This window comes from Acidovorax sp. sic0104 (genome assembly GCF_019219095.1).
Lineage (GTDB): Bacteria > Pseudomonadota > Gammaproteobacteria > Burkholderiales > Burkholderiaceae_C > Acidovorax.
Genome location: NZ_JAHUWH010000004.1, coordinates 163,944 through 189,888, shown reverse-complemented (window position 1 = coordinate 189,888; position 25,945 = coordinate 163,944). Strand labels below are relative to the sequence as shown.

The 25,945-nt window shown below is 70.2% G+C and carries 24 protein-coding genes; 5 read left to right on the top strand and 19 right to left on the bottom strand.

Annotation, left to right across the window (positions count from 1 at the left end; genetic code table 11):
* Nucleotides 1-152: 152 nt before the first annotated feature.
* Complete coding sequence (locus tag KW835_RS09035) at nucleotides 153-1,580, top strand: SPOR domain-containing protein (protein WP_218382020.1); 1,428 nt, start codon at nucleotides 153-155, stop codon at nucleotides 1,578-1,580.
* Between the two features lie 167 nt (nucleotides 1,581-1,747).
* Nucleotides 1,748-2,512 carry an SGNH/GDSL hydrolase family protein gene (locus KW835_RS09030; protein WP_218382019.1) on the top strand — a complete coding sequence of 255 codons (765 nt, stop codon included), beginning with the start codon at nucleotides 1,748-1,750 and terminating at the stop codon, nucleotides 2,510-2,512.
* A 31-nt stretch (nucleotides 2,513-2,543) separates the two neighbouring features.
* Here the strand turns inward: KW835_RS09030 and KW835_RS09025 are convergent, their stop codons facing one another.
* Nucleotides 2,544-3,302 (bottom strand): alpha/beta fold hydrolase, encoded by a 759-nt coding sequence (locus tag KW835_RS09025; protein WP_218382018.1) that lies wholly within the window; start codon nucleotides 3,300-3,302, stop codon nucleotides 2,544-2,546.
* 38 nt (nucleotides 3,303-3,340) lie between these two features.
* Nucleotides 3,341-4,345, bottom strand: a complete 1,005-nt coding sequence (locus KW835_RS09020; protein ID WP_218382017.1) for a M14 family zinc carboxypeptidase — start codon at nucleotides 4,343-4,345, stop codon at nucleotides 3,341-3,343.
* Between the two features lie 169 nt (nucleotides 4,346-4,514).
* Here KW835_RS09020 and KW835_RS26820 point away from each other — a divergent pair, with 169 nt between their 5' ends.
* Both KW835_RS26820 and KW835_RS09015 read left to right on the top strand, forming a co-directional pair.
* Nucleotides 4,515-4,643, top strand: a complete 129-nt coding sequence (locus KW835_RS26820) for a hypothetical protein (protein ID WP_255593410.1) — start codon at nucleotides 4,515-4,517, stop codon at nucleotides 4,641-4,643.
* Nucleotides 4,612-4,785: a hypothetical protein gene (locus tag KW835_RS09015; RefSeq protein WP_218382016.1), complete on the top strand. Its 174-nt coding sequence runs from the start codon at nucleotides 4,612-4,614 to the stop codon at nucleotides 4,783-4,785. Before KW835_RS26820 ends, KW835_RS09015 begins: the two co-directional genes overlap by 32 nt.
* 28 nt (nucleotides 4,786-4,813) lie before the next feature.
* Here the strand turns inward: KW835_RS09015 and KW835_RS09010 are convergent, their stop codons facing one another.
* On the bottom strand, nucleotides 4,814-6,550 hold the full coding sequence (locus KW835_RS09010; RefSeq protein ID WP_218382015.1) for a GGDEF domain-containing protein: 1,737 nt from the start codon (nucleotides 6,548-6,550) through the stop codon (nucleotides 4,814-4,816).
* Nucleotides 6,551-6,860: 310 nt separating this feature from the next.
* On the opposite strand from KW835_RS09010, the gene KW835_RS09005 reads away from it, so the two are divergent.
* Nucleotides 6,861-7,346: an HU family DNA-binding protein gene (locus KW835_RS09005; RefSeq protein WP_218382014.1), complete on the top strand. Its 486-nt coding sequence runs from the start codon at nucleotides 6,861-6,863 to the stop codon at nucleotides 7,344-7,346.
* A gap of 81 nt (nucleotides 7,347-7,427) precedes the next feature.
* Here KW835_RS09005 and KW835_RS09000 read toward each other — a convergent pair whose 3' ends face one another.
* From KW835_RS09000 to KW835_RS08925, 16 genes are all read right to left on the bottom strand, one after another.
* Nucleotides 7,428-7,901 (bottom strand): transcriptional repressor, encoded by a 474-nt coding sequence (locus tag KW835_RS09000; protein ID WP_218382013.1) that lies wholly within the window; start codon nucleotides 7,899-7,901, stop codon nucleotides 7,428-7,430.
* On the bottom strand, nucleotides 7,898-9,286 hold the full coding sequence (locus KW835_RS08995) for an efflux transporter outer membrane subunit (protein ID WP_339385527.1): 1,389 nt from the start codon (nucleotides 9,284-9,286) through the stop codon (nucleotides 7,898-7,900). The genes KW835_RS09000 and KW835_RS08995 overlap by 4 nt, the downstream gene beginning before the upstream one ends.
* A 56-nt stretch (nucleotides 9,287-9,342) precedes the next feature.
* A complete protein-coding gene (locus tag KW835_RS08990; protein WP_339385528.1) occupies nucleotides 9,343-11,310 on the bottom strand; it encodes a MacB family efflux pump subunit in 1,968 nt (655 codons plus the stop codon).
* 59 nt (nucleotides 11,311-11,369) lie between these two features.
* Complete coding sequence (locus tag KW835_RS08985; RefSeq protein WP_218382011.1) at nucleotides 11,370-12,665, bottom strand: efflux RND transporter periplasmic adaptor subunit; 1,296 nt, start codon at nucleotides 12,663-12,665, stop codon at nucleotides 11,370-11,372.
* Complete coding sequence (locus tag KW835_RS08980) at nucleotides 12,665-13,297, bottom strand: hypothetical protein (protein WP_255593409.1); 633 nt, start codon at nucleotides 13,295-13,297, stop codon at nucleotides 12,665-12,667. The genes KW835_RS08985 and KW835_RS08980 overlap by 1 nt, the downstream gene beginning before the upstream one ends.
* Nucleotides 13,298-13,455: 158 nt before the next feature.
* Nucleotides 13,456-13,818, bottom strand: a complete 363-nt coding sequence (locus KW835_RS08975; protein WP_218382010.1) for a DUF3325 domain-containing protein — start codon at nucleotides 13,816-13,818, stop codon at nucleotides 13,456-13,458.
* Entirely contained in the window at nucleotides 13,815-14,126 is a 312-nt protein-coding gene (locus tag KW835_RS08970; protein WP_218382009.1) for a DUF3649 domain-containing protein, read from the bottom strand. Before KW835_RS08970 ends, KW835_RS08975 begins: the two co-directional genes overlap by 4 nt.
* A gap of 6 nt (nucleotides 14,127-14,132) precedes the next feature.
* On the bottom strand, nucleotides 14,133-14,783 hold the full coding sequence (locus KW835_RS08965; protein WP_218382008.1) for a DUF4198 domain-containing protein: 651 nt from the start codon (nucleotides 14,781-14,783) through the stop codon (nucleotides 14,133-14,135).
* A 70-nt stretch (nucleotides 14,784-14,853) separates the two neighbouring features.
* Complete coding sequence (locus KW835_RS08960; RefSeq protein ID WP_218382007.1) at nucleotides 14,854-16,476, bottom strand: PepSY domain-containing protein; 1,623 nt, start codon at nucleotides 16,474-16,476, stop codon at nucleotides 14,854-14,856.
* A 157-nt stretch (nucleotides 16,477-16,633) separates the two neighbouring features.
* Nucleotides 16,634-19,090 carry a TonB-dependent receptor gene (locus KW835_RS08955; RefSeq protein WP_218382006.1) on the bottom strand — a complete coding sequence of 819 codons (2,457 nt, stop codon included), beginning with the start codon at nucleotides 19,088-19,090 and terminating at the stop codon, nucleotides 16,634-16,636.
* Between the two features lie 192 nt (nucleotides 19,091-19,282).
* Entirely contained in the window at nucleotides 19,283-20,341 is a 1,059-nt protein-coding gene (locus KW835_RS08950) for a FecR domain-containing protein (protein ID WP_255593408.1), read from the bottom strand.
* Nucleotides 20,338-20,850 (bottom strand): sigma-70 family RNA polymerase sigma factor, encoded by a 513-nt coding sequence (locus tag KW835_RS08945; RefSeq protein WP_218382005.1) that lies wholly within the window; start codon nucleotides 20,848-20,850, stop codon nucleotides 20,338-20,340. Before KW835_RS08945 ends, KW835_RS08950 begins: the two co-directional genes overlap by 4 nt.
* A gap of 145 nt (nucleotides 20,851-20,995) precedes the next feature.
* Entirely contained in the window at nucleotides 20,996-22,795 is a 1,800-nt protein-coding gene (locus tag KW835_RS08940) for a feruloyl-CoA synthase (protein WP_218382004.1), read from the bottom strand.
* A 58-nt stretch (nucleotides 22,796-22,853) separates the two neighbouring features.
* Nucleotides 22,854-23,804, bottom strand: coding sequence for a 3-hydroxyacyl-CoA dehydrogenase NAD-binding domain-containing protein (locus KW835_RS08935; RefSeq protein ID WP_218382003.1), 951 nt, complete (start codon nucleotides 23,802-23,804; stop codon nucleotides 22,854-22,856).
* Nucleotides 23,805-23,859: 55 nt separating this feature from the next.
* Entirely contained in the window at nucleotides 23,860-24,852 is a 993-nt protein-coding gene (locus tag KW835_RS08930) for a Bug family tripartite tricarboxylate transporter substrate binding protein (protein ID WP_218382150.1), read from the bottom strand.
* 66 nt (nucleotides 24,853-24,918) lie between these two features.
* The gene (locus KW835_RS08925) at nucleotides 24,919-25,839 is read right to left on the bottom strand and encodes a 3-keto-5-aminohexanoate cleavage protein (protein ID WP_218382002.1); all 921 of its coding nucleotides are present in this window, start codon (nucleotides 25,837-25,839) and stop codon (nucleotides 24,919-24,921) included.
* Nucleotides 25,840-25,945: the final 106 nt, after the last annotated feature.

The window sequence follows — 25,945 nt, the reverse complement described above, 5'->3', positions numbered from 1 at the left end:
GCGCTAGTGGCCAATTTCTCTTCAAGCCTGCAGCCCCGCAACCTGCACAGGCCCGGTGCGGCATGCGCACCCGCCGGCCGGGTGCACGCCGCGCCAGCGCTGCGTGGCCGCAACAGCGGCCGCACGCGCTTCGGTGCATGACAGAATCAGGCATGCGCGCCACTTCGGACCCTGCAGACTCCCTCATCCCCGCCATGTCGCTGGACTCCCCGTCCGACAACGCCATGACGGCGCTGTACCGCGTGGCGCTGGGGCCGGTGAACACCGACTACTACCTGCCCGTCTTCGCCCGCTTCGACACCACCGGGCGCACCACCACCAGCTGGAACTGGGCCGCCAGCCTGGCCACGCTCAACTGGATGGTGTTCCGCCAGGTGTGGAGCGGCGCGCTGGCCTATGTGGCCGTGGCCGAGGGCCTGGCGCTGCTGGTGTTCGCCCTGGGCCGCCAGTTCCTGAACTGGCCACAGGGCGTGGAGCTGGGCGTGCTGGCGGCGTTTGCCATGCTGGCCTTCGCGGTGCCGGGCTTGTACGGCAATGCCATCCTGCATGCGGACATCCGCCGGCGCATCTCGCGTGCGCTGGCTGCGTCGCGCACGGTGCCCGAGGCGTGTGCGCTGCTGGAGCAGCGGGCCAGCAGCCGCAAGCGGCTGCAGGCGGTGGTGGGGGCCAACGTCGCACTCGCCCTCGTCGCGGTGGCGGCCTACCTGTCGCTGCCGAGCACGGGTTTCCAGTCCAGCGCCGACACATCCATGACACCTGCCGTCACCGTTGCGCAGGCGTCGGCGGCGGCTGCGGCCTCTGCTGCAGCTTCGGGACTTGCACAGGCTGCGTCTGCGCCACCTGAAGCAGCACCCGCATCTGCGCCAACCCCGCAAGCCAGCGCGCCTTCCACTGCCCCTGAACGCCCATCCGCAGTGGCAGCGCCCACTCCTGCTCCAGCCGCAGCACCTCCCGCCACAACCCTGCAACAAGCCAGCCCTTCCGCAGCTTCCGCCGCCAAGGCTGTTCCCGCGGCAGAAAAGCCCGCCAGCGACAAGGCCGCCGCCACAAAGCCAGGCAAGGGCGAGAAGGCCGAGGGCACACCCGCTGCACCCGCTGCCAGGCCCGAGCCTTCCGCATCGAAGCCCGCAGCACCGGCCAGCAAGGCCGAGTCCAAGACGGCCAGCAAGGCCGACAGCAGGACTGCCAGCAAGGCGGAGCCCAGGGCTGCCAGCAAGCCGGCTGCCGCACCCGAACGCGCAGCCCGCACCGCGCCGGCGTCCGGCAACACAAAGGCGCCTGCTGCTGCCACCGCTGCAGCCTCGGCCGCCTCCGCGCCCGCCAGCGCTCCCCTGGCCACGGTGGGCAGCGCGGCGGGCTACTACATCAACGTGGGCCTGTTCGCCGACGAAGCCAATGCGCGCAAGGCCCAGGCCCGGCTGCTCAACGAAGGGCTGCCGGCCTTCCGGCAGGAGCTCAACAACTCCAAGGGCCGCCGCATCCGGGTGCGCGTGGGCCCCTACGACAGCCGCGCACAGGCAGCCGCTGCTGCAGAGTCCATCCGCGCGATGGACCTGGAGGCCGTGGTGTTCAAGCAGTAGGCAGGACAGGGCAACACAGTGGCCAGTGAGGTCGCCAGTGCGGCGACCGGGTGCGCTACAAGCGTTGCAGGTGCCCTGTCCTACGCAGGCCACGGAGCGCTGCCGACTGCGGGCACGGCGCGGTGACGATAGCCTGCAGGCTTGATCCGCTTCTTTCGCAAACCGCCATGCCACACCTTCCACCACTGCGGCGCCCCAGCCGCTCGCGCCACCGCCGTCTGGCCCTGGTGATGACCGCCGCACTGGGCGGCGCCCTGTTGGTGTCGGCCTGTGCGCCCTGGCGCTTGTCGACCTCCCTGGATCTGGCCAAACAGGCGCAGCCCTACACCGCCCAACCCGACCAGCCCACCAAGCGCCTGCTGGTGGTGGGCGATAGCACGGCCATGGGCACGGGCGCCAGCAGCCCTGCCGAAAGCCTGGCGGGGCTGATCGGCAAGGACCACCCCCAGTGGCGCATCGACAACCTGGCCGCCAACGGCGCGAAATTCGGCGACGTGGCGCAGCAACTGAAGGGTGCGGAGGCCGGGTATGACATGGTGCTGGTGCTGGCTGGCGGCAACGATGTGATCCGCCTCACCACCCAGAAGGCGTTGCGCGCCCACCTGGAGCAGACCGTGGCGCTGGCGCGCGAGAAAGGCCGCGCCGTGGTGCTGATGCCCTGCGGCAACGTAGGCCACGCGCCCTTCTTTGCACCGCCGCTGTCGTGGGCCATGTCTGCCCGCTCCAAGCGCCTGCACGCCATGGTGCAGGACGTGGCAACGGCCAGCCAGGTGCGCTATGTGAGCCTGCTGCGCCCGCGCGATGAAGACCCCTTCGTCACCCGCAGCCAGGAGCTGAACGCAGCCGACGGTCTGCACCCCAGCAGCGCGGGCTATGCCCAGTGGTACCAGGAACTGGTGGCCCAGGGCGGGCTGGCGGCCCTCACCCCCTGAGCCCGTCGCGCATGGCCCGGCTTTATGCGGTTCAACCCACGCCGGCCATCCACTGTCTCACCTGCTCCACCACCCACGTCCCGTCGTCCAGCGGCAGGTCGTGGCCGGCCTCGGGGTGCAGCCGCAGCGGCACTTGCCAGGCGTTGGCAATGGCCACCGAGCACCCGCCATGCACCAGCCCATCCTGCTCACTGCCCAGCAGCAGCACGCGCGCTGAAGCGGGTGCCGTGCGCGGCGCACGGTAGCGGGCCGCTGCGGCCAACTGGCGCAGCGCGTTCGGTGCCGACACGGGCCGCGCCAGCCGCACACGCACCCATTCGCCGATCACAGCGCCATGCTCGGCAGGCCGGTTGCTGGTCAGCCGCAGCACGGTGCGCTCCACCTGTTCGGCCGCTGCCGGCCGCAGCACCAGGCCCAGCAGCGCGGCGTAGCTGCGCGGCCGCAGCCGCCGGTAGAACGGGCTGAACGGCTTGAAGCTGGTGTTGATGAGCACGCAGCCGCGCACCTCGTGCGGCGCCACACGAGCCCATTCGGTAGCGACCATGGCGCCGAGCGACATGGCCAGCAGGTAATACGGCGGCGCCACGCCCCGGCGCGCCAGCTCGCCCCGGCACGCGGCCACCATGCCCGCCACAGTGGCAGGCGACTGCAACGCGTGCAGCCGCCCGTTGCCCGGCAGATCCAGCGCCGTCACTGCGTGCCCCGGCAGCGCACGCTCGAAGTCGGCCACAAAGCCGCCCCAGTGCGCCGATTCGCGCGTCAGCCCGCGCAGGAAGATCCAGCCTGGCATCCGTTCCTTTCAAAAGCACCTTGGGCGCAGGCCATCGCTCAGTACCACATCGCCAGCGCATCCGCCCGCCGCTGCGCCCGCTGCTGCGGCGCGGGCGCCCAGCGCGCATGGCTGCACGCCGCGCGCGCCAGGAAGTCCAGCAGCAACATGTGGCGCCGCAACACGCGCTGCTGGCGGTGGTCGATGAGCGGGTTGAAGATGCCCCAGCGCGAAAACAGCTGGCGCGGGTTTTTCTTGATCCACAGCCACGAGCCCATCTCCAGCGTCAGTGGCAAGAAGGTGTGCGTGGGCACGTTGCGGCAGGCCTGCAGGTACAGGTGGTCCCACAGGTCGCCGTGCGTCAGGTACTGCGCGCTCTGCGGCTCGATCACGTACGGGTGGTGGCTGTGTGCCTGCAGGAATATCTCCTGCAGCGCATGCAGCTCGGCCAGGTGCGGGATGGGCTTGCGCGTGTGGGCGAACGGAAACCACAGCCGGTCCTGCACGCCGAAACCCGAATGGCAGTCCAGTGCCATGCTGAAGCTGCGCGGCAGCAGCTCGGTCTCGGCCACCTCGCACAGCGCCTGGCTTTCCTCTTCCATGGGCTCGCCGGCGCGGCCCCGGTACCAGGGCAGGCCCGCGCTGATGCGCTGCCCGCCCACGCCGAAGGGCACGCGGTCCATCGCCTCCACAGGAGCGTTGCGCATCAGGTCCACACCACGCGGGTTCGCCCGGGTCGATGCCCACATGCCGCCCGGGTTGACGATGGGCATGAACACCAGCCGCACCTGCTCCAGCTGCCGGTGCAGCGTGGCGTCCCAGCGCAGCCGCATCACCACGCTTTGCAGGTAGGCCATCACCACTTCGGTGCCGATGCGCTCCAGGCCATGTACGCCGCCGAAGAAGCCCACGGCCGGCACTTCGGGCGCGTCGTTGCCGATGCCGATGGCGTAGATGGGAAGGCTGGGCCCCGAAGGCACCTGCACCTGACGCACCACCCGTACGTCCAGGTGCGGGGCGCCCAGCTCGATGATCTTTTCCAGTGCCAGCAGCTCGGACAGCATGTTTTCCCGGTGAATGGCGGCCCGTGGGGCGCGCACCAGCCGGCGAGCTTAAGCGGGGCCCCGGCCCCGCGATAGCCCTACGCAGGCGGCTGTTGCTATTCATCCCGATGACGCCAAACCGTCACATTGGCGGGCTAACGTGGCCGCAGTCAAAGGGTGGAGGTACACCATGCTCTGGAAAATTCTCGGACTGCAGCGGCTGCTGGATGAGCTCTTCGATCAAGGCTGGGTGCGCTTTGACCTGCCACGCACGGACGGATGGTTCCATGACGACGCCCCGCTCCCTTCGCAAGACTGAGGCCTATCGCCTGGCGGTTCTGTGCGGCACGCTGGGCTGCGCGATTGCCTGGGGGCTGGTGGAGCTGCTGGCGCTGCAGCGGTCACGCTATCACCTGTGGCGCGAGCGGCACCACACGCAGGACGCGCGGCTTCAGCGATAGCCGGCCACTCCGATGGCTCGGCCGCTCTTCATGGATTGACTGGCCCGCCAGCCGCCGCCACGCCATCGCGCCCTGCCTGCTTGGCCGCGTACATCGCCGCATCGGCGGCCGACAGAAGCGCATCCAGGTCCAGCCCCACCGACACGGAATCGGCTACGCCCAGGCTGGCGGTGACCTGCACCGGGCCGCCCGGCAGCGCGATGGCAGTAGCGGCGATCGCCGCGCGCAGCCGCTCGGCAAAGCGCAGGCCCTGGCGGGTGTCGCAGTAGGCCAGCAGCACCACGAACTCCTCGCCACCCATGCGGGCCGCCAGGTCCCCCTCGCGCAGCGTCGCACGCACAACATCGGCCACCGTGCACAGGGCCGTGTCGCCGGCCGCATGGCCCCGGCCATCGTTGAGCTGCTTGAAGTGGTCGATGTCCATCATCACCACCGCCACCGCGTGGCCGTGGCGCGACGCGCTCGCGAGCATGCCCTGCGCTGCGGCGAGGAAGGCCCGTCGGTTGGGCAGGCCCGTGAGGAAGTCGGTCGCGGACTGCAGGCGCAGCTGCTCGATGAGCTGGTCCCGCTCGCGCTCAAGGTCCTGGCGCTGCTGTGTCTGGACCTGCAGCGAACGCACGGCTCCGATGACCTCCGCCATTTCGTCCTCGGCCAGCGGTATGGGCAGCCTGGCACTCAGGTCGTCGCGGGCGAGGGCCCGCAGGGCGCGGGTGGTCTTGACCAGCGGCTGCAGCACGCGGCGCTGGATCATCAACAGCGCGGCACCCAGAACCAGCAGCAGCATGGCAGCGCCCGACAGAACCCACGCCAGCACCCGCGCAGCTCGCGCGTGCTCTGCGGACGCCTTGCTGCGCGCCTGCGCGAGCAACACGTCGCGCAGTTGCACAAACGATTCCATGTCCGGCACGTACTGCGCCGCGAACTGCGCTGCCTTGAGCTCGTAGCGGCCGTCGCGCTCGCCGCGCAGCATCACGTCCTCGGCCAGGGCGTAGGCCGCGCCGAAGTACCGCATCGTGACCCTGTCCCAGGCCTCCACGACCGTGATGGAAGCCTGCGGCAACTGCAGGCGCAATTCCAGGAGGGCGCGCAACTGCTCGATGCCGCCGCGTGTCTCGTCGATGGAGCGGCGCTCCTGTACCGAAAAGCGCCGGCCGGTCACGATGGCCGCCGTGAAATGCGAGCCCAGCAGTCCGGCCTGGTCGCGCAGGTCGGTCGCCAGGCTCGCGCCGTGCACCTCCTCGCCCAAGGCGGGGTAGGCGCTCAGCGAAGCGCGGGCGGATGCATTGGAGAGCGGGGCCAGCAAGGGCACCACGGCGACCATGCCGTACACGGCCTGATGGATCATCGCGTGCGTGCGCCGCTCCCGGGGCAAGGCAAGCGCTTGGTCCACCGAGGCGCGCGCCCTCGACAGCGCCAGCACGGCCCGCTGCTCCGAGGCGGCCGTATCGCGGGCATAGGGCGCGTGCGCCAGGGACTGCTGCAGCCGGGCCAGTGCCTGGTCCGTGCGCTCGCGGGCTTCGCGCAGGGCCTGCTGACGCTGCGGCGACGCGGGGTGCACGTCGCCCAGCGCCGCATTGGTCGGCCCGCGCTCGCGCGAAAGCATCTCCACCGCCAGCAACCCCAGCCTGAATTCTTCGAGCGCGAGCAGGCTGCGCGACGCCTTGCGCACAGACTGCCATTCGGTCGTTGCCACGCGCCCCACCAGCAGCACGGCGGCCACCAGGATGAGCGCTCCAAGCAGTTGAAGCAATCGGCTCAGTTGCATGGATTGATGCACGCACTGCCCACCACGGCAGCCGCGCTGTAAGGCATTGGGTCTGAAGGTTCATTGCCGCGAGGCCGTCCATTTCCCGGCCCACGGTTGGACCCCATTGTAAAGAGCGCGCAGCCCGCGAAGGCCTGACACCACGAGCGCCGCAAACGCCTTTGCGAGGCGCTGCGCGGACGCAGTTGCAAGAATCCTCAAACCTCTGCGGGTCTTCCATATGCTGGCGTGCGACTCTTCCGCACCTAAAATCGCGCGTCCCCTGCAAATTTGCCGGGGATTCTCAAAACTCTGAAACAACAAAATCATCATGGCAACTGCGAAAAAAACCACCGCTGCTCCAGCAAAGAAGGCCGTGAAGGCCGCCGCTCCTGCAGCCAAGAAGGCGGCTCCCGCGAAGAAGGCAGCAGCTCCTGCAACCAAGGCCGCGCCTGCCAAGAAAGCTCCTGCCGCCAAGGCCGCCGCCGTGCCGGCAGCGCTCAAGCCCATCAAGGCAGCGTTCAACAAGACCACGCTCGTCGCCCACCTGGCCGAGCAATCGGGCGTGGAACCCAAGGCCACCAAGGCCGTGCTGGCAGCACTCGAAGCCGCCATCCTGGGCTCGGTGCACAAGAAGGGTTCCGGCGAATTCACGCTGCCTGGCGTGCTGAAGATCGGCCTGCAGCAAGTCGCTGCCAAAAAAAAGCGCTTTGGCAAGGACCCCTTCACCGGTGAAGAGCGCTGGTTCCCCGCCAAGCCCGCATCGGTCAAGATCAAGACCCGCGCGCTGAAGAAGCTCAAGGACGCAACGGCCTGATAAATCAGCCCGCGCTATCCAGCGACAAGGACCAGATGCCTCCGGGCGTCTGGTCCTTTTTCTTTGTGCGGGCCTTGGGTTTTAGTTGGGCTGGCAGTGCCCCGTGGCGCCGTCGCAGCCCAGGCAGTCCACCTGCAGCACCAGGCCCGCCACCAGCGGCCGCAGGCCCACCTCGGCGGCGCGCAGCTCCAGCTCGTTGCGCAGCTGTGCGCCGGGCAGCGTGGCTGAGCGCTCGCACCGGCGGCAGGCCATGCGCACGTCGGCCGACGGCGGCGGCGCATGGGGCCGCAGGCGGTACACGGTGTGGCGCCGGTCGCTGCGGTCGTGCAGCAGCACGCCCAGGGTCTGCAGCTCATGGATGATGCGGTACACCGTGCTGGTGCTCACGTGCGTACCGCGCAGCAGCATCTGGTGAAACGCCTCGTCCGCACCGATGCCCGCGCTGCCCGCGGAGTGGATCACCTGCAGCACGCCGATGCGCGCCGTGGTGGGGCGCAGGCCCGCAGTGCGCAAGCGCTGCAGCATGGTCACCGGCTCGTCGGTGGCTGCCCTCATGGCTGCACCACGGTGGCCATGGCGGCCACGCGGTGCGCGACAGCGTCAACATCGGGCTGCCAGCCACCGCCCAGTGCGCGGTACAGAGCCACCTGCGCCTGCCACTCGGCCTGGTGCAGCTGGGCCGCCATGTCCTGCGCGGCATACAGGGTGCGCTGTGCATCCAGCAACGTGAGCAGCGTCTCGGCCCCGGCGCGGTAGCGCGACTGCGCCAGCATGGCCGCCCGCTGCGCCTGCTGCACCACCTGCGCCTGCGCGGTGCGCTGGGCCTGCGTGCTCGCCACCGCCTGCAGGGCTTGTTCCACATCGCTCACGGCCTCCACGATGCTGGCGCGGTACTGCGCCAGCAGTTCGGCCTGCCGCGCCTGGGCCGCATCGCGGTCGGCGGCCAGGCGCCCGCCGTTGAAGATGGGTGCCGCCAACGCGGCGGCCAGGCTGTAGAGCGGGTTGTCGAACACGCGGGGCAGGTTGCTGCCCCCGGTGCCCAGGCTGGCGCTCAGGCTGATGCGCGGCAGCAGCGCCGCGCGGGCTGCGGCCACGTCGGCGTGGGCGGCCTGAAGCCGCGCCTCGGCCCGCGCAATGTCAGGCCGCCGCACCAGCAGGTCGGCGGGCGATCCGGCAGCGGGCGCCAGCGCCTGCGTGGCGGGCAGCGTGCTGGCCTGCACCACCGGCCACGGCGCCTGGCCCAGCAGCGCGGCCAGCGCCGTGTGCGCGCCCGACACCTGCTGGCGCCGTGCCTCCAGCACCTGCCGCTGCGTGGCCACCAGGCCGCGCTGCTGCGCCAGCTCGAGCTGCGTGGCGGCCCCGGCGCGCGCGCGCGACTCGACCACGGCCAGCACGCGCTCGGCGCTGTGCAGGTTCAGTTCGGCAATCTCCAGGCGCTCGCGCCCGCCCACCAGTTGCAGCCATGCCTGCGCCACCGCCGCCGTCAGCGTGATCTGCACCGCGCCGCGGTCGTGCACGCTGGCCGTGCGCAGGGCCTGGGCACTGGCGCGCTCGGCACCCAGGCGGCCCCAGGCATCGAGCTCGTAGCTGGCGACGAGTGCGGCGCCGATCTGGTTGCCGGCCACCTCGGCCTGCCCGCCGGCACGGGCCTGGCGGCGGGCGTCGAGCGTGCCGGTCACGGCGGGCAGCAGGCTGGCGCCGGCGGCCCGCGCCACGGCATCGGCCTGCTGCACCCGCGCGATGGCGGCGGCGAGGTCCGGGCTCTGCGCGTGGGCGGCGCGGATGAGCGCGTCGAGCTCTGCGACGCCGAGCGCAGAGACATCCGTCGCCACCCCCTGAGCGGGCGGCACCGGGCTGGTCCAGTGCACGGGCAAGGCGGGTGCGGCAACGGCATCTTCAGGCAGCGGCTGCACCGCGGCGCAGCCACTGAGAAGCAGCACACCAGCGGCAAGACAGGACACAGAGGCAATACAAGTGCGCATACCAACCATCACAATCATTCAGAGGCCAGGGCCACCACGGGGTCGAGCCCGGCGGCGCGGCGGGCGGGCATGTAGCCGAACACCAGGCCCGTGGCCACGGCGCAGGCAAAGGCACCGCCCATGGCGGTGAGCGAGAAGATCACGGGCACGCCCGACACGATGAGCACCGCGCCTACGGCCAGGCCGATGGCCAGGCCCGCCGCGCCGCCCACCAGCGTGACGAGCACGGCCTCGGTGAGGAACTGGCGCAGGATGTCGCCCTGCCGCGCGCCGGTGGCCATGCGGATGCCGATCTCGCGCGTGCGCTCGCGCACCGTCATCAGCATCACGTTCATCACGCCGATGCCGCCCACCACCAGCGACACGGCCGCGATCAGGCCCAGCATCATGGTCATGGCGTTGCGCGTCTGCGCCTCGGCCTGCAGCTTGGCCGCCGCGTTGCCGATGCGAAAGTCCTCGCGCCCGTGGCGCGACAGCAGCAAGGCGTGCATGGCCTTCTCGGCCGCCTGCACCTGCTCCACCGACGCGGCAGCGACCACGGTGTAGTCGGGCTGGGTCTGCACGCGGTACACGCGGGCGCGGCCCGACTGGTACGGAATGAACACCATGTCGTCGTAGTTCTGCGCGCCCGAGTCGGCGCCACGCTCGGCCATCACGCCGATCACCTCGAACGGCGCGTTGCCGATCAGCAGGTGGCGGCCCAACGGGTTCGGATGGTCCGGAAAGAACTGCGCGCTGGCCTTGTGCCCCAGCACCACCAGCGGCGCCAGGTCGCGGTCTTCGGCGGCGATGTAGTAGCGGCCCTGGGCCACCTTCCAGTGGTGCACGCGGGGCATGTCCTCGCTGGCGGCGAACACGTAGATCTGCCGCTCGACGTTGCCATGGCGCACGGGGATGGGGTCGCCGATGACGGGCATCACGTGGCCGATCTCGGGCAGGCGGGCGATGGCCTCCAGGTCCTCTGCGGTGATCTCGCCCTGCGGCCCGCCCTCGCGCGGGTGGCTGGCGCCCAGGTACATGATGGTGGTGCCCATGGAGCCCATCTGCTCCACCACGCGCTGCTTGGCGCCCTCGCCCACCCCCATCATCACGATGACCGACGCCACGCCGATCACGATGCCCAGCAGCGTGAGCCCGGTGCGTGCGCGGTTGATGCGCATGCCGCGCCAGGCCGAGCGGGCGGCCTCGGCCAACTCGGCCCAGAAGGCGCGTCCGGAATTTTTGCTACTATTTTTATAGCTGCTTGCGCTTGCTGGTTGAGCGGTAGAGGCATTTTTTTCTTCCAACGTGCCTGCCACGGCCGCACCGCTGTCCGCCACGATCTCGCCGTCGCGGATCTCGATCACGCGGCGCGCCTGGGCGGCCACTTCGCGGTCGTGGGTGATGAGCACGATGGTGTGGCCCGCGTCGGCCAGCTCGTGCAGCAGCGCCATCACCTCGGCGCCGCTGTGGGTGTCCAGCGCGCCGGTGGGCTCGTCGGCCAGGATGATGCGGCCGCCGTTCATCAGCGCCCGGGCAATGGACACGCGCTGCTGCTGCCCGCCCGACAGCTGCGTGGGCCGGTGGTGCAGCTTGTCGGCCAGGCCCAGGCGCGACAGCAGTGCGGCTGCGCGGCGGGTGCGCTCCTCGCGCGGGGTGCCGGCATAGATGGCGGGCACCTCGACGTTCTCGCACGCCGACTCGGCGCGGATCAGGTGGTAGCCCTGAAAGACGAAGCCGAAGGCCTCGCGCCGCAGCCACGCCAGCTGGTCGGCGTCGAAGCCCGCCACGTCTTCGCCCTGGAAGCGGTAGCTGCCGCTGCTGGGCTTGTCCAGGCAGCCGAGCAGGTTCATGAGCGTGGACTTGCCCGAGCCCGACGCGCCCACGATGGCGACGAACTCGCCCGCGTGGATCGACAGCGAGATGCCACGCAGCACCTCCACCTCGGGCTGCTCGCCACCGCCGTAGCGGCGGCGCACGCCGCGCAGCTCGATCAGCGGCACACCAGGGGCGTCCTGCAAGACGCCGTGCAGGGTGTCGTGTTGGGTGCCGGTGCCTGCGGTCACAGCTTGAACCTTTGCGGTCCGCTGCGCGCAGGGCGCTCGCCGGTCACCAGCTGCTCGCCCTCCTGCAGGCCCGAGCGCACCTCGGCCAGGTGGCGGCTTTTCACCGCCACGACGACGGCGCGCTGCTCCACCACGCCATCGGCGCGCAGCACGCGGGCGCTGTGGGTGGCTGCTGCGGCCTTCGCGCCAGCGCCGGCACCAGCGCTGTCACCGTCACCCTCCGCATCAGCTGCCTTGCCACCCGCCGCCTTGGCGCCGGCCGGGCTGGCAGGGATTGCCAGGGCCGACAGCGGCACGGCGATCACGCCCTGCGCCTGCGCGGTGACGAAGCTGGTCTGCGCGGTCATCTGCGGCATCAGCTCGCCGTCGGCGTTGTCCACATCGAACAGCACGGTGTACGACACGGCCTTGCTCGCGGCGGCCTGTGCGTTGGCGCCGCCCGCGGCCTTGGCCTCGGGCGTGGGCGGCGCGGGCAGCACCTGGCGCACGGTGCTGCGCCAGCGGCGCGCGGCGGCGTCGGCCTGGCCGCCCAGCGTGGTGAAGTACACCGGCAGGTCGGCCCGCACGCGGCGGATGTCAGCCTCGGAGACTTCGGTCCACACCGTCATGGTCGACAGGTCGGCCACGCGCAGGATGTTGGGCGTCTGGTAGGTGGCGTTCAGGGTCTGGCCCTCGCGCGCTTCCAGCGCCACCACGGTGCCGGCCATGGGCGCGTAGATGCGGGTGTAACCCAGGCGCGCCTCATCGGCCTTCAGGCTCGCCTGGGTCTGGTCGATCTGCGCCTTGAGGTGGTCGATGCGCGCCGCCGCCGATGCCAGCGCGGCCTCGGCCGTCTGCAAATCTTCGAGGCGCGTGGCGCCTTCGCGCTCCATCTGCTGCTGGCGGGCCTGCTGCTGCTGGGCCAGGCGGTGCTGGGCCTGCTGCTCGGCCAGCTGCGCCCGCAGGCCGGCGAGTGCGGCGCGCGCGCCGTCCACGGTGGCCTGCTGCACGCTGGGGTCTATCTCGACCAGCAGCTGGCCCTTCTTGACCTCGGTGCCGGGCTGCACGTGCAGGCGCGTTATCTGCCCCGACACCTGCGCGCCCACGTCCACATAGCGGCGCGGCTGCAGCGTGCCGATGGCGCTGACCGTGGCCTCGATGTCGCCGCGCGCCACGGGCACGGTGTCGTAGACCATGGCGGGCTGCCGCGTCCACCACCAGGCGCCGGCGGCGATGGCACCCGCCAGCACCACCAGGGCGCCCACGCTCAGGGTTGTGCGTGCGGTGCGTGTATTGGGTGGGGTCGGGGCCATCAGCGGGGCACCTCGAAGCTGAGCGTGGCGGTGTGGCGCACGTCGTCGTATTTCTTGCCGTCCACGGTGACGGAGCCGTTGACCTTGGCGCTCACCTCCAGCACGTAGAGGCCGGGGAACGGCGTCTCCAGCTGCACCGTGCCATCGGCCGCCGGGGCCAGCGTGCGGCGCCAGCCGGCGCTGGTGTCCACGTTCACCTGCGACGCTGCCACGGTCTGCCCCTTCCACACCAGCTTGAAGGTGTTGCCGCCGGGCGTGGTGGGCACCAGCTCCAGGTCGTTGGTGGCGCGGGTCTCGCTGCGGCCGGCGCGGGCCTGGTAGTAGGTGACCGCGCCGTGGCCGGTGACGTGCAAGGTGCTCAGGCGCAGATCGTCCCCGCCCGGTGCGGTGATGTCGATGTGGCCGGCCTGCGGCGCCACGGGCAGGTCCTTGCCGTCGGCCAGGTAGGCGCGTGGGGCCTGGAGGGGCGGCAGCGCCGCGCTGCGGCGGGGCAGCTCGCCGGCGTAGGCGCGGGCCTGGGCCCCGTCGCGCTGCAGCCACACGTAGTCGGCATGGGCGTGGCCCGCCCAGGCGCAGGCGGCCAGCGCAAGGATGGCACCGGCGGCGGAAGGTGAGGCAAAGAGTGAAGACATGGCTGGGTCGAAAAACGAAGATGAAAAAAACGCAGGCCGCCAACGGCGCAGGCTGCAGGGCCGCGCACTGCACCTACTGCCTATGACCAACGAGACGGAAAAAAGCGCACGCTGTTCGGGACTTTTGCCAACGCCCCCCAAAGCGGCGCCGCTGGTGCCTACAGCCCGGCAGCGGACCCCACAAGGCACACGCCCGCCACCAGCACCGTGGCCGCCGACACCCGCACCGCCAGGTGCGGCGCGTAGGTCAGCAGCACACCCACCAGCAGGCCGCCCGCCGTGAGCAGGCCGCACCAGGCGGTCAGCCCCACGGTGGCGCCCCAGGCCCCGATGCAGGCGGCCAGGGACAGCGCCAGCAGCAGGCTGCCCGCCCAGCGCAGCACCCGGCGCCGCGTGCGCGGCACCTCGCTGCGGCCGGTGACCTGTTCGTGGTGGCGGTCCATGGCCAGCGCCAGGCCCGCCATGCCGCTGAACGACAGCGTGAGCGCGGCCAGCGGTGCCGCCCAGATCGCCGCCGTCATGCGCCCACCTTCAGCGCCCAGAGCGCAGCGGCCAGCACGGCCGACGGCACGGCCAGGCCCATCCAGGCGCGCAGTGCGCTGCGCGCGCTGAAGGCCCAGATCACCGCCGCCGCATACACCGCAAAGCTGAGCAGGGTGGCCGTGAGCAGCGCGCTGGCGCGGCTGGTGTCCAACGCGCGGGGCAGCCCCACGGCCAGCACCGCGGTGAACAGCGACGCCAGCGCATAGCCGCCCAGGGCCGCCGCCAGGGCGCGGCTGGCCACCATGCAGCGGTAGCGCGCGGCAGAGCCTGCGTGTGCAGTGGCCATGGCGGCTTACTGCGCGACGAAGGTCAGCGTGGTGGTGTAGCCCAGCTTGCCCACCTTCTGACCGGCAATGACCACATCGCCCACGGCGGGTGCCTCGTGGGTGCTGACGAGCACATAGCGGCCCTTGCCGTTCACCGGCACGTCGACGCGGCCGGCCGCATCGGTCTTGAAGCCCTTGGTCCACTTGTCGGGCGTGATCACCGTGACGGTCTTGTTCGCCACGGGCTGGCCCTTGAACACCAGCGTGAAGGTGTTGCCACCCGCCGTGACGGGCACCAGCTCGTAGTCGAGCACGGCCTGCGTCTCGCTGCGGCCGGCGCGCGCGTTGAACACGGCGGCCTGGAAACTGCCGTCCTTGGCCTTCCAGGGCTTCCAGACCTGGTCGTTGGACAGGCGCACGTCGCCGGCAGCGGCCACGTCGGCCTCCAGGAATTCCTCCTTGGCGGTGAGCTTGGCCGTCTGCTGGCGGTCGGTGGTGAAGACCTGGGTGGTGGCGGCCAGCTTGGCCACTTCGGCGCCCTTGTCGTGCTCGCTGTCGGCATCGCCCACGTACACACGCACCGGGCCGGTGGCATCACGCTCCAGCCACAGCTGGTGGGCAGCGGCAGACAGGGCGATGCCGGACAGGGCGACGGCGAGCAGGGTTTTCTTGAACATGGAGACTCCTTTGAAAATCGAGAAGAAGAAAAGGAAGAAAGAGAAATCGGGGAAGAAGCACTGCGGCACGCTAGAGGGCGGCACCGGCGACCACGGCCCCACGGGCGCGCGCGGGCTCCGCCGCAGCGCGCTGCCGGCGATGCACGCGGCGTGCAGCGACCGCAAGGCACGCGCCCAGCGCCAGCATGGTGAGGTCGAACCCGGCGAGCACCCAGTCGCCCGCAGGCAGAGTGACGCCCAGGTGGCGGTCGGTGGTCAGCGCATTGATCAGGGGCAGCAGCGCGAAGGCGGCGGCGGCCAGCCACAGCGATTCGAGCCACGCGCGCAGCGGCGTGCGCAAGGCCGGGTACAGCAGCAGCACGCCCCAGGTGATGAAGAGCACGTGCGCCTCCCACTCGCGGCGGGTGGCGAAGTCCGCCGGGATCAGGCGGTTGGCCCAGAAGTACGCGGCCACGGCCACGGGCAGGCCGGCCACGGTGCCGATGTTCAGGCACTCCACCAGCCGAAAGCCGAACTCGGGCTTGTGGCCTGCCTTTGCCCGCTTGTCCTGTTGGGTGCGGCGCTTCGCGGTCCAGAGCACGAGGCCGGTGGCGATCATCGCGCAGCCCAAGAGGCCGCTCGCAAAGTACAGCCAGCGCAGCACGGGCCCTGCAAAGCGGCCTTCGTGCAAGGCCAGCAGGACGTCCTGCGTCTCGCGGGCCGCGCCTTCGTCGGCCCTAGGCGGCAGTGGCTCACCCGTGCGGGCCTGAAAGCGCAGCCGGTCGCTGCCGGCAATCTGCCCGCCCGCCACGCGCACCAGTTGCACATCGGCATCGGCGCGCCCGGGCTGCTGCACGGCCACGCGCGCCACCTGGCCCACGCCCCACTGCGTCTCGGCCTGGGCCACCAGCGGCGCCATAGCGGTGAGCGGCTGCGCGGAAACAGTGGCATCCACAGCGGCCGGTCGCTGCAGCAGGTCGTCGTAGAACACCTGCGCATTGCCCGCATAGTGGCTGGCCGCCAGGCCCGCCGGCATGTACTGGAACAGGAAGAACACCAGCCCGCTGTAGGTGATCATCAGAAAGAACGGCAGCGCCGTCACGCTGATGATGTTGTGCGCGTCCAGCCACGAGCGCTGCCCCTTGCCCGGCCGGAAGGTGAAGAAGTCCACGAAGATCTTCTTGTGGGTGATGACCCCGGTCACCACGGCCATGAGCATCAGCATGGTGCACACGCCCACCAGGCGGATCGCCACGTCATACGGCACGTAGTGCAGCATGTAGTGCATGCGGTACAGCAGGTGGCCGCCGCCGGTCTTGCGCACCACGGGCTCGGCGGCTGCCTGGCCCGTGTCCGGGTCGAGCGTTCGGCGCACGAAGCGGCCGCGCGCGCCGGGCTTGCCGTCTGCGGGCGGCTCGCGCCAGCTCACGCTCAGTGCGCTGCTGCCGCGCTGGCCGGGCAGCTGCACCGACCAGTCCTGCGACTGTGGCGGCGCGTTGGCCTGCAGGTAGGCCTGCGCCAGCGCGACCGCCCGGTGCGGTTCCACCGCCGCGGCAGCGGTGGCCAAGGGCAGCTCGGGGCGCATCCACCGGTCGATCTCGTGCGCGAAGTAGCCGGCCGTGCCCGTCACGAACACGAAGAACAGCACCCAGCCCACCACCAGCCCGACCCAGGTGTGCAGCCAGGCCATGCACTGGCGAAAGCCTTCTTTCATGGCAGATCACTCCGGTTGCAGAGATGCGATGGCATGCATCACTCCCTGCCGGTAAAACTGGCGCAACACAGGCCAGGGCTCCCGCGCAAGGGCCGCCCCGCCGCGCTGGGAGCGGCCCCCTTCCAGGGGTACGGCGTAAAGCGACTCAGGGGGTGCATCAGAACCGCACGTCCAGCGCCACCTGCAGGCTGCGCGGCGCACCGTAGTACGAGTTGCCGACCGAGGTGTAGTACACCTTGTCGAGGGCGTTGCGCAGGTTGGCCGTGACGGCCACCGTGTCGGTGATGGCGTAGCGCACCATGAGGTCGACCACCGCATACGCGGGCTGCGTGAACCGCACGCGCGCGGCGCCCTGGTTGTCGCGGTAGATCTGGTTCTGCCAGCGCAGGCCGCCCCCCACGGTCAGGCCTTTGCCGATGCCCGCAATGCGGTAGCTGGTGAACAGCTTGGCCGTGTTCTGCGGCACGTCGGTGAGCAGGCGTGTGCGCAGGCGGTCCTGTGTGAGGTTGCGCGAGAAGCCCGCCGCGACCTGCCAGCCCGGGCGCACCTCGCCCGTGGCCTCGACCTCGAAGCCGCGCGTGCTGGTGCCCGAGACGGCCTCGTAGGCCTGGCTGCCGTCCGGGGCGAACACGTTGGGAATGGCCACGCCCAGGTTGTCCTGCCGCGCCTTGTAGATGGCGCCCGAGACGTTGAGGCGGTCGTTCAGGAACGCGCCCTTCACGCCCAGCTCGAAGCTGTCGCCCGTCTGCGGGTCCATGTAGTCGCCGTTGGCCAGGCGCAGGCTCTGCGGCGTGAAGATGGTCGTATAGCTGGTGTAGGCCGACCAGTTGCGGTCGATGTCGTAGACCAGGCCCAGGTACGGGGTCACCTCGCCGCTTTCGTAGCGGTTGTTGGCGGTGGTCGCGCCGGTGGAAAAGCGGGTGCTGGTCTGCGCGCGGCTCCAGTCCACCACGCGCGCGCCGGCCAGCACGGCCAGCGCGTCCGTGGGCTTGAAGCGCACGGTGGCGTAGGCGCTGTTCAGGCGTTCGTCCGAGGTGTTGCGGCCGATGCTGGGGTTGGGCGGCGCGGCGGGCGAGGTGCCGTCCCAGGTGAAGATGTTGCCGATGGCACTGCTCCAGCCCGCGTGCGTCCAGTTGGTGTACGACGGCGCGTCGTAGCTGGTGCGCGACATCTGCGCACCGAAGGCCAGGTCGTGCTTGCGCCCCAGCAGGTCGAAGCGGCCCGTGGTCTGGACGTCCAGGCTGTCCTGGCGGGGCGTGGCGCTCCAGCGGCCCGCCCACAGCGTGACACCCGCACCCGTCGCGCGCACCGGCGCGCCGCCGCTGGCGTAGCCGATCAGCTCGTCGTAGAAATTGTTGGTGCGGGTGGCCGTGGCCCTGACCTTCCAGTCGTCGCTGAAGCGGTGCTCCAGCGCCGCGAACACCGAGGTGTAGTGGCGCTTGGAATACGCCCAGGGCGGTGCGGCCGAAGCCGAGCGGCTCCACTGCGTGCGCGTGCCGTCGGAGTAGTAGGCCGGCAGGCCGCCGCGCGCGTGGCCCGTGGCGTCGTGGTGCTGCACCGACGCGCCGGCGAACAGCTGCGTCTGCGCCGTGAGGTCGGCCTCGACCGCACCGTAGAGCAGCTTCTTGCGCTCCTTGAGGCGGTCGATGTAGGAGTCGTTGTCCTGCGCGGCGGCCACCAGGCGGCCCCGCACGCTGCCGGACGCGTTGATGGGCCCGGCGATGTCGGCCTCGGTCCGCACATGGTTCCACGAGCCCGCCTCGGCCCGCACCGAGGCCTGGAAGTCGGCGGTGGGCCGCTTGCGGATCATGTTGATCGCAGCGCCCGGCGTGCCGATGCCGTTCATGAGGCCGGAGGCGCCGCGCACCACTTCCACGCGGTCGAACATCGCCATGTCGTTGGTCTGGAAGATGCTCGAATAGTTGGAGTCCGTCTGGCGGACGCCGTCGATCATGTAGGTATTGACAGAGAAGCCGCGCGAGTAGATGGGTGAGGTGTCCGAGCCCTGGTTGCCGCTCTGGCTGAAGACCAGCCCGGGTGTCTGCGCGACCACGTCGGACAGCTGCGTCAGGCCCTGGTCTTCCATGCGCTGGCGCGTGATGACGCTGACCGACTGGGGCGTCTCGCGCAGGGACAGACCCAGCGGCGTGGACGTGCCCGCCTGGCGCGTGGTGTAGGAGCCGCTGTGCTCGGTGAGCGCGCTGGGCTCGGCCTGGGCCTGCACCTTCACCTCGGCCAGGCTGGTCTCGCCTGCAGCACCCGCAGCACCCGATGAAGCCGCCGCAGGCGGCCTGCGCACCACGATGCTGGTGCCTTCGATCACACCCACCAGGCCCGAGCCCGCGAGCAGCCGGTCCAGCGCCTCGCGCACGGTGAGCGATCCGTTCACGGCCTGGGCCGAGCGCCCGGCCACCAGCGCGGGCTGCACCATGAGCTCCATGCGTGACTGGCGCGCCAGGTCGTTGAGCGCCTGGGCCAGCGGCTGCGCTGCAATGCTGAGCGCCACGGCGGGTTGCCCGGGGGCAGGCGCCACCTGGGCGCTGGCGCCCATGGCGGCCAGGCTGAGTGCGGCGGCCAAGGCCAACGGGGCGGGCCGGAATCGGGTGCAAGGCATGTGAGGGATCTCCCTGGAAACGGATGTTGGAATGAATATTGAATAAGACGCCTTCTCATGTAGACGCAGCCAAACACCATCCCCCTAGGTCGCCCAGCAAAAATTTTTGAAAATAAGATGCCGTGCCCTGCGTCAGGACAAGCAAGGGCCCGGCGGGCGTGCACGCCCGCCAGCAGCGGCTTGCCGTTGGCGCTATTGGGGATGGGCGGGGGGGTGGGGAGCGGCCACGATCTCCGTGACCGCGCCACGCTCGCGCAGCTGCACGGGCAGCACGCTGGGCAGGGACCGCGTGAAGTTGTCGAGCCGCCGGGGGTCGAATGTGCCGGTCAGGCGCAGGGCCGCTACACCGGTGTCGCGCACCACCAGCTGCGTGGATCCGTACCGGGCAAATTCGGCCAGCGCCTGCGACAGGGGTGTGTCGTCGAAGCTCACGCGCCCATCGCGCCAGGGCGCGATGCCCGCGTTGGGCACGGCGGCCACCGGGCCCAGGCGGCCGGCGGCGTCGCTGACGACCTGCTGGCCGGCGGTGAGTTCGATCACGTCCGGCCCGTCATCGCCCGCGCGGGCCACACGCACACGGCCTTCCTCGACCGCCACGCGCACGCCTGCATCGCCCGGCACGCCGGGTGTGTAGCGCACGGAAAACCGGGTGCCCACCACCGTGATGCGCATCGGCCCGGCCAGCACGTCGAAGGGCCGTGCCGCATCGCCCTGCACGCGGAACACGGCCTGGCCTTCGGGCAGCACCACTTCGCGGCGTTGGCGACGGAAGGTCACATCAAGCCGGGTGTTCGTGTCCAGGCGCAAGGTGCTGCCGTCGGGCAGCTGCACTTCGGACTGCTGGCCCAGCCCGGTGGCCAGCGCCTGCTCATACACGGGCTGCTGCTGCCAATGGCGGTAGCCCAGTCCACCGGCTGCGGCCACCAGGCAGACCGACGCCAGCGTGGCGGCGCCCCTCCCCCAGCCCAGGCCACGTGGCCGGGCCCGTGGTTCAGCGCTGGCTTGGTCCTTGGCCAGGCCAGCGCGCAGTTGCCGGAGGGCTGCAGCGGGCAATGCATCCAGCGCACTCCACTCCTGCTGCCAGCGCACCAGTGCCGCCGCATGCCGGGGGTCGGCATCGCACCATGCGCGCAGCTGCCGCAGCGTGGCGGCATCCGGTGAGCCCTGGGTCCGCACGAGCCACTCCAGCGCCTCGCGGTCGATGCGGTCGCCCGCTTCCATGACCGACAGTTCGTGGCTCTGCGCGTTCATGGCTGATCCTCCCCCCGCAAGTCGGCACGGCACGCGCGGCAGGCCACCAGGGCGCGATGGATGTGCTGCTCCACCATCTTGCGCGAGATGCCCATCTGCGCGGCCACCTCGGCCTGCGAGAGCCCATCGAACTTGTGCAGGATGAACGCCTCGCGGCAACGCAGCGGCAGCGATTCGATCGTGGCGATCATCGAGGCCACGCCTTGCGCGGAGGTGAAGGCGGCCTCGGGCTCGCACCCTGCGGGTGCGGGCAATTCAGCAACGTCGGGCAGGCTGTCGTCGGCATCGGCGTGCAGCGTTCCCCGCGCCACATGGCGGCGGTGCTGGTCAATGAGCAGGTTGCGCGCTGTACGGTACAGCAGCGCGCGCGGCTGCGTGATGGCCTCGCCGCTGCGCTGCAGCGCCAGCACGCGCGCGTAGGCCTCGTGCACCAGGTCTGCCGCCGTGTCGCGGCTGCGCACCATGCGGGCAAAGTAGTTCAGCAGTTCTTGGTAATAGTGGGCAACCACGGGGCACGCAGCCTGTCATAGGGCGACCCGAACGCGGCGGGTTCGGGACCGGAACGGCTGAGGGCGCTGCGCTGGCAGGCCCGTGGCTGATAAGAATGATTCTCATATTGTAAGGATCCGGGCCCTGCCCGGTTTGTAAAGATCCTTACGCGGTGATGACCTCTTCTGCCGCCGGGCTGGCCTGCAGTCGCGCCACATCGGCCGCCCGCCGCGCCAGCACCGCGCCCTGGTTGATGTAGCCCTTGTCGGTGATCTCGCCGCTGTCCGCATCGGGCGGCTGCGCCAGCACCAGCGCGCGCGTGGGGCACTGCGAAGAGCCCGCACCGGCGTTGCGCCGGGCCCGCATCACGCCCTGCAGGGCGGCAGCGAGCTTCGCGGGGTCGGCCGCGCCGGCCGCCGACGGAAACACCAGCATGCCCACTTCGTCGTGGTTGTGGCCAGTGAGCACGATGTCCTGCACCAGGGGCGCCAGTTGCGAGACCAGCTCCACCCTCAGCGTGCCCACCGACACCCAGCTGCCGCTGGAGAGCTTGAAGTCTTCGGCCACGCGCCCGTTGAAGACCACGCCACGCTCGGGCCGCTCGGGGTCCACCAGGTAGCCGGCGTCGCCGATCCGGTAGAAGCCCTCGCTGTCGAACGCGGCCGCCGTCTCCGCCGGCGCGTTGCGGTAGCCCGGAAAGACCGACACGCCCTTGACCCGCATCTCGAGCTTGCTGCCATTGGGTACGAGCTTGAGCGTGAGCCCGGGCAGCGGCGCGCCGATGCAGCCGGCCTTGTCCAGCCGCCAGTGCGCGCTGGTGACGGCGGGCGAGGTCTCGGTGGAGCCCCAGGACGTGGTCAGCCACAGCGGCTGCGCGGGCCGCACGCGCAGGGCCAGCGCTTCGAGCCGCTGCCAGGTGGACGGCGCGAGGGCCGCCGCCGCATAGAAGGCAAGCCGCATGCGCGACAGGACCTCGGCGGCCAGCTCTTCGTCCGCTTCGAGGAAGGGCAGCAGCATGTCGAAGCCACGCGGCACGTTGAACAGCATGGTGGGCTTCACGTCGCGCAGGTTGCGCACCGTCTTGTCGATGAGGCCGGGCACGGGCCGCCCTTCGTCGATGTAGAGCGTGCCACCGTGGCACAGCACCATGTTCAGGTTGTGGTTGCCGCCGAAGGTGTGGCTCCAGGGCAGCCAGTCCACCAGTACCGGTTTTTCGCGGGTCAGAAAGGGCCATGTCTGGGCCATCATCTGCTGGTTGGCGCAGAGCATGCGGTGGGTGTTGATGACCACCTTGGGCCGGCCAGTGGAGCCAGATGTCAGCAAGTATTTGGCATGGTCGTCCGGCGCGATGGCGTCGAACGCCTGGCGCACGGCAGTTGTCTCCAGCCCCTGCAGCAACTGCGCGAAGGGCAGAGCGCCGGGCACCTCGTCGGCATGGCGGCTGAACACCTGCAGCGCATCCGATGCATACCCCGCGAGGGCTGGTGCGTACACCCGGGCATCGGCCGCGTAGACCAGCGACGGCCCGAGCGCCGCGAGCATGCCGTGCAGCCGCGCAGGGTCCTTGGAGCGCGCGTAGGCGCTGGACAGCGAGCACGAGGCCAGGCCCACATGCATGGCCGCGAGCATGAGCACCGCGTGGTCCACCGCGTTGTCCGACAGGATCGCTACGGGACGGTCGGCGGGCAGCTTCAGGTCGAGCAGCGACTGCGCCACCGCGCCCACGGCACGGCGCAACTCGCCGTAATTCAGGCGGCGCCAGTGCTCGCCCTTGTCATCGCGCTCGGCCAGGGCCAGTGCATCGGGCGTCTCGCGCGCCCAGTGCTCCAGCCACTCGCCGATGCAGCGCGCATAGGCGCCCAGCGGCACGGGGGACTGCAGCGTGATCGAGCCGTCGTCCGCACGGGTCTGGGTGGTCAATGCGAGCGCGATCTGGGTGTCGTCGTCAAGGAATCCGGGGTGCATGGCGTTGTGTCTCTCTGGCGGTGTCTGGGTGAGGCAGGTGGTGGGAGCGCCAGGCGCATCAGGTCGGCGTGTCCAGCCCGGGGGATGCGCTCTTGGCGCGCAGCAGGCCGATGAGCAGGGCGTCGCGCGCCTGCGCCAGCTCTGCCTGGGTGCGCCCGCCGAGCGCCTGGTCCACGCCCTCGACCACGCGGCGCTGCAACTCGGGCGTCATGCGCGGCGCGCCCAGGTCGTCCCACCAGCCTTCGATGGGGCCGCCCAGGTGGGCCAGCAGATGGGCCATGCCACCGTCGCCGCCGGACAGGTGCAGGTTCATGAAAGGCCCCATCAGCGCCCAGCGCAGGCCGGGGCCCTGGGCGATGGCGGTGTCGATGTCGGCCACGCTGGCCACGCCCTCGTTCACCAGGTGGAACGCCTCGCGCCACAGTGCGGCCTGCAGGCGGTTGGCGATGTGGCCCAGGATCTCGCGGCGCACATGGATGGGGCGCTTGCCGATGGCGGTGTAGAAGGCCATTGCGGCGGCGATGGACTCGGGTGACGTCTTCTGGCCCCCGCCCACTTCGACCAGCGGAATCATGTGCGGCGGGTTGAACGGGTGCCCCAGCACGATGCGTTCCGGCCGGGCGCATTGCACCTGCATGGCCGATACCGACAGGCCCGACGAGCTGGACGCCACGATGGCGTGCGCTGGCGCAGCGGCGTCGATGCGGCGCAGCAGGTCGGCCTTGAAATCCTCGCGCTCCGGCCCGTTCTCCTGCACGAAGTCCGCTTGCGCCACCGCATCTTCCAGCCGCGCGTGAAACCGCAGCCGGGCCATGCTGGCGCCGTGTGCCAGCCCTTGTTGCTCCAGTGCAGGCCAGTGGCGGGCCACCGCTTCGCGCAGCCTCTGCTCGGCGCCGTCCGCTGGGTCGGTGGCGTCCACGTCCAGGCCCTGCGCCAGAAAGTAAGCCGCCCAGCTGGCGCCGATGACACCGGTGGCCACCACGGCCACGCGCTTCACTGTCGAATCCATCGAAGATTTTCCTTGTCGTTGTTGCGCAGCGGCTCAGGGGAGATTCAAGGCCTGTTCAAGACTCTGCCGTGAACCCGATCTTCTTGACCAGCGGCCCCCAGCGCTCGAACTCCGCCTGCTGCGACGCTGCCATCTCGGCCTGGGTCGACCCCTTGGCGATCAGGCCCACGACGGCCAGGCTGTCGATCACGGCCTTCTCCTTGATAGCGTGGTTGATGGCCGCATTGGCGGCGGCCACCACGCTGGCCGGCGTGCGGGCCGGGGCATAGAAGCCGAACCACTCCTCGGTCGTGAGCTCGGGGAAGCCCTGTTCGGCAAAGGTCGCCACTTCCGGCGAGAACGGCGATCGCGCCTGGCCGGACGTGGCGATCAGCCGCAGCTTGCCGGCCTTGTGGTTGGGGATGAAGTCGCCGCTCGGAGTGACCATGGACGCGATCTGTCCGCCCACCACATCCGTCACACCGGGGATGGAGCCGCGGTATGGCACGTGCTTGAGGTCGACACCGTTGTTCAGCCCCAGCAGCGCGCCGATGAAGTGCGGCGTGGAGCCTGCGGCGGGCGAACCGTAGTTGGCCTGGCCCGGGTTGGCCTTGGCCCACGCCAGGTAGTCCTTCACGGTCTTGACCGAGGCCGGCACCAGGGGGCCCACGGCCAGGCCATGGTGCATGACCGCGCCGATGGACACGGGCACGAAGTCCTTCACCGGGTCGTAGCTGAGCTTGCTGTAGATGTGCGGGTAGATCGACGTGCACGAGAACGGCGAGAGCGTGAGCACGCTGCCGTCCACCGGTGCGCCCTTGAGCGACTCCAGCGCAATACGGCCGCCGGCGCCGGGCTTGTTCTCCACCACCGCGCTGTTGCGGGTGTACGCAGAGCCCGCCAGCTTCTCGCCCACGCGCCGCGCGACGCTGTCGCCCGCGCTGCCGGCCGGAAAGCCGTAGAAAATCTTCACCTGCTCGATCGTCTGCGCCAGGGCGCTCCAGGGCGCGAGGGCCCCGAGCGCCGTGGCTGCGCCCATGTGGTGCATGAACTGGCGGCGTGTCGGCATCATCATTTCTTGTCTCCTCTTTCTTTCTGGTGGGATGAACAGCGGTGGCTGAACGGGTGAAGGGGATCAGTGCGGTGCGAATTCAGGTCGAGGGCCACCTGCGCGCGGCAGGCCCATCAGTGCGCGAGCCTCAGCGGGCGTGGCGGGCTCCATGCCCAGCTCGCGGATCACGCGCACGATGCGCTCGGTGAGCTGCACGTTGGTGGCCAGCTCGCCGTGGCGGTAGTAGAGGTTGTCTTCCAGCCCCACGCGCGCATGGCCGCCCAGCAGCAGGGCCGCCACGTTGGCTTCGAGCTGCGAGGGTCCGATGCCGCTCACGCAGAACAGGCTGTTTTTGGGCAGCGTGTCCACCATCATCTGCAGGTGGCGCGGCGAGTACGGCATGGCATTCTGGAAGGCGCGGTGCACGTTCATCACCAGGTTGATGAAGTGCGGGCCGTCGTCGTGGCCTTCTTCGATGAGCGTGGTTGTGTCCTGCAGGATGTGGGTGGGGCTGAAGACCTCCCACTCGGGCTTGATGCCGCGCGCCTTCATGCCGGCGGCCAGCTCGCGGCCACGGCTCAAGGGGGTGTCCATCAGGATCTCACGGCCGTCGAAGCTCAGGTTGAGCGTGGTGGCGTCCAGGGTGCACATCTCGGCGCCCGCGTCCATGCCCTTGATGCGTTCTTCCCAGGCGATCTCCCAGCGGTTGCCGGGGAGCGGCTTGACCATGTCGCCATGCACGCCCCCGCCCGTGGAGTTGTTGATGACGATGTCGCAGCCCTTGGCGCGGATGCGGGTGTTGATGTCGCGGTAGATGTCTGCGTTGCAGGTGGCGCCGTCATCGGGCCTGCGTGCATGGATGGCCACCACGCTGGCACCGGCGTTCCAGCAGCGCTGCACGTCATCGGCGATCTCGGCGGGCTGGGTGGGCAGGTGCGGGTTCTGCGACTTGCGCGCCATGCCGCCCGTGGGGGCGATGGTCACGATGACTTTGCGCTGGCTCATGGCATCGACTGAGGGAAAATGGTAATGCACGCATTATTTTTTTGGGCGCTTGCATACTCAGTCATTGCGATGACATTTGGACTCAGGGTATACGAGGAACCGTGCG

What these genes read in the sequence shown, in the direction of transcription:
- KW835_RS09035 (WP_218382020.1), top strand. Translation starts at nt 153, where the DNA reads ATGCGCGCCACTTCGGACCCTGCAGACTCCCTCATCCCCGCCATGTCG.
- KW835_RS09030 (WP_218382019.1), top strand. Translation starts at nt 1,748, where the DNA reads ATGCCACACCTTCCACCACTGCGGCGCCCCAGCCGCTCGCGCCACCGC.
- KW835_RS09025 (WP_218382018.1), bottom strand. Translation starts at nt 3,302, where the DNA reads ATGCCAGGCTGGATCTTCCTGCGCGGGCTGACGCGCGAATCGGCGCAC.
- KW835_RS09020 (WP_218382017.1), bottom strand. Translation starts at nt 4,345, where the DNA reads ATGCTGTCCGAGCTGCTGGCACTGGAAAAGATCATCGAGCTGGGCGCC.
- KW835_RS26820 (WP_255593410.1), top strand. Translation starts at nt 4,515, where the DNA reads ATGCTCTGGAAAATTCTCGGACTGCAGCGGCTGCTGGATGAGCTCTTC.
- KW835_RS09015 (WP_218382016.1), top strand. Translation starts at nt 4,612, where the DNA reads ATGACGACGCCCCGCTCCCTTCGCAAGACTGAGGCCTATCGCCTGGCG.
- KW835_RS09010 (WP_218382015.1), bottom strand. Translation starts at nt 6,550, where the DNA reads ATGCAACTGAGCCGATTGCTTCAACTGCTTGGAGCGCTCATCCTGGTG.
- KW835_RS09005 (WP_218382014.1), top strand. Translation starts at nt 6,861, where the DNA reads ATGGCAACTGCGAAAAAAACCACCGCTGCTCCAGCAAAGAAGGCCGTG.
- KW835_RS09000 (WP_218382013.1), bottom strand. Translation starts at nt 7,901, where the DNA reads ATGAGGGCAGCCACCGACGAGCCGGTGACCATGCTGCAGCGCTTGCGC.
- KW835_RS08985 (WP_218382011.1), bottom strand. Translation starts at nt 12,665, where the DNA reads ATGGCCCCGACCCCACCCAATACACGCACCGCACGCACAACCCTGAGC.
- KW835_RS08980 (WP_255593409.1), bottom strand. Translation starts at nt 13,297, where the DNA reads ATGTCTTCACTCTTTGCCTCACCTTCCGCCGCCGGTGCCATCCTTGCG.
- KW835_RS08975 (WP_218382010.1), bottom strand. Translation starts at nt 13,818, where the DNA reads ATGACGGCGGCGATCTGGGCGGCACCGCTGGCCGCGCTCACGCTGTCG.
- KW835_RS08970 (WP_218382009.1), bottom strand. Translation starts at nt 14,126, where the DNA reads ATGGCCACTGCACACGCAGGCTCTGCCGCGCGCTACCGCTGCATGGTG.
- KW835_RS08965 (WP_218382008.1), bottom strand. Translation starts at nt 14,783, where the DNA reads ATGTTCAAGAAAACCCTGCTCGCCGTCGCCCTGTCCGGCATCGCCCTG.
- KW835_RS08960 (WP_218382007.1), bottom strand. Translation starts at nt 16,476, where the DNA reads ATGAAAGAAGGCTTTCGCCAGTGCATGGCCTGGCTGCACACCTGGGTC.
- KW835_RS08955 (WP_218382006.1), bottom strand. Translation starts at nt 19,090, where the DNA reads ATGCCTTGCACCCGATTCCGGCCCGCCCCGTTGGCCTTGGCCGCCGCA.
- KW835_RS08950 (WP_255593408.1), bottom strand. Translation starts at nt 20,341, where the DNA reads ATGAACGCGCAGAGCCACGAACTGTCGGTCATGGAAGCGGGCGACCGC.
- KW835_RS08940 (WP_218382004.1), bottom strand. Translation starts at nt 22,795, where the DNA reads ATGCACCCCGGATTCCTTGACGACGACACCCAGATCGCGCTCGCATTG.
- KW835_RS08935 (WP_218382003.1), bottom strand. Translation starts at nt 23,804, where the DNA reads ATGGATTCGACAGTGAAGCGCGTGGCCGTGGTGGCCACCGGTGTCATC.
- KW835_RS08930 (WP_218382150.1), bottom strand. Translation starts at nt 24,852, where the DNA reads ATGCCGACACGCCGCCAGTTCATGCACCACATGGGCGCAGCCACGGCG.
- KW835_RS08925 (WP_218382002.1), bottom strand. Translation starts at nt 25,839, where the DNA reads ATGAGCCAGCGCAAAGTCATCGTGACCATCGCCCCCACGGGCGGCATG.